The sequence below is a fragment of the Desertihabitans aurantiacus genome (assembly GCF_003344635.1).
Classification (GTDB): Bacteria; Actinomycetota; Actinomycetes; order Propionibacteriales; family Propionibacteriaceae; genus Desertihabitans; species Desertihabitans aurantiacus.
The window spans coordinates 1-2,109 of the sequence record NZ_QPKK01000417.1; the positions used below are offsets into that span (position 1 = coordinate 1).

General features: G+C 77.1%; 1 pseudogene. It reads left to right on the top strand.

Features of this window, described 5'->3' with window-relative positions:
• A pseudogene (locus tag DVA66_RS19695) lies at nt 1-2,109 on the top strand (hypothetical protein); the annotation flags it as partial.

The window sequence follows — 2,109 nt, forward strand, 5'->3', positions numbered from 1 at the left end:
CTGAACGCCGACGCCAGCGCCGCCTCGACGGCGACCGCCGACGACGACAACGACGCCGCTGCCCAGGCCGCGGCCTCGGTGGCCGCGGACGCCACCTCGTCCTCTGACGCCTCGGCCGAGGCCAGCGCATCCGACGATGCGGACGCCACCACCGACGCCGATGTCGAGGGTGACCTCAACGCCAGCGCCGCGGCCGCGGCCTCCGCCGAGGCCGATGCCGACAACGACCCGGCCGCCCAGGCCGCCGCGGAGGCCGCAGCGCTCGCCGACGCGACGACCACGGCGAGCGCGGCTGCTGATGCCGATGCCACCGCGGCCGCTGAGGCGGCAGCCACCGACGACGCCTCCAGCGACGCCTCGGCCGATGTGGAGGCCGACCCGAACGCGGCGGCCCAGGCTGCGGCGACCTCGACCAGTGAGGCCGAGGCGGTCGCGAACGCCGACGCCACCAACGCCAGCTCGGCCGATGCGGACGCCGACAACGCCTCGGCGGCCGAGGCCGCTGCTGCGGTCGCCGCGGACGCGTCATCGAGCGAGGACGCCTCGGCCGATGCCAGTGTGGAGGGTGCGGCCGACGCCGACCCCGACGCGGGTGCCGATCCGGATCCGGGTGCCGACCCCGGCGTGGCGGCTGACTCGGACGCCGATGCGGACGTGAACGCGAGCGCTTCGGCGAGTGCGTCGGCGGATGCCGATGCCGACAACGACCCGGCGGCTGAGGCGGCGGCGGAGGCGGCGGCGCTGGCCGACGCCACGACCACCGCCAGCGCCGAGGCCGATGTCGACGCCGCCGCAGCCGCCCAGGCGGCAGCCGACGAGGATGCCTCGACGGATGCCTCGGCCGACGTGGACGCCGATCCGAACGCGGCCTCGGTGGCTGCGGCGACCTCGACCTCGGATGCCGACGCGACCGCGAACGCCGACACCAACGCGGCGGCGACGGCCACGGCCGACGACGACAACGACGCAGCGGCCCAGGCCGCGGCCTCGGTGGCCGCCGATGCCACGTCATCGGTCGACGCCTCCGCGGCCGCCAGCGCCTCCGACGACGCCGACGCCAGCAGTGATGCCGATGTCGAGGGTGATCTGAACGCCAGCGCGTCGGCGGCGGCTTCGGCCACTGCGGATGCCGACAACGACCCCTCCGCGCAGGCGGCGGCTGATGCTGCGGCCCTGGCCGATGCGACGACCACCGCGAGTGCGGCGGCCGATGTCGATGCCACCGCGGCCGCTGAGGCGGCGGCGACCGAGGACGCCTCCAGCGACGCCTCGGCTGACGTGGAGGCCGACCCGAACGCGGCGGCCCAGGCTGCGGCGACCTCGACCAGTGAGGCCGAGGCGGTCGCGAACGCCGACGCCACCAGCGCCAGCTCGGCTGATGCGGACGCCGACGACGCCTCGGCGGCCGAGGCCGCTGCTGCGGTCGCCGCGGACGCGTCCTCGACCGACGACGCCTCGGCCGACGCGAGCGTCGAGGGTGCGGCCGACGCCGACCCCGACGCGGGTGCCGATCCCGATGCGGCGGCCGACCCCGACGCCGATGTGAACGCGAGCGCCTCGGCGAGTGCCTCGGCGACCTCGGACGCCGACAACGACCCGGCGGCCCAGGCGGCGGCAGAGGCGGCGGCCCTGGCCGACGCCACCACCGACTCGAGCGCGGCCGCTGATGTCGATGCGACCGCGGCCGCTTCCGCGGCGGCGACCGAGGACGCCTCCAGCGACGCCTCGGCTGACGTCGAGGCCGACCCGAACGCGGCTTCGGTCGCGGCGGCCCAGTCGACCTCCGAGGCCGACGCCACCGCGGACGCCGATGCGACGGCGAGCGCTGCGGCGACCGCTGACGACGACAACGACGCGGCGGCGGAGGCGGCGGCGGCGGCCACGGCCGAGTCCGACTCGTCCTCGGCGGCCTCGGCCGATGCCAGCGCCTCGAACGACGCCGACGGCAGCAACGAGGACGAGACGGACGCCGACCTGAACGCGAGCGCCTCGGCGAGCGCGTCTGCGGAGGCCGACGCGGACAACGACCCGGCGGCCCAGGCGGCGGCGGAGGCGTCGGCCCTGGCCGACGCCACCACCACGGCCAGCGCCGAGGCCGACGTCGACGCC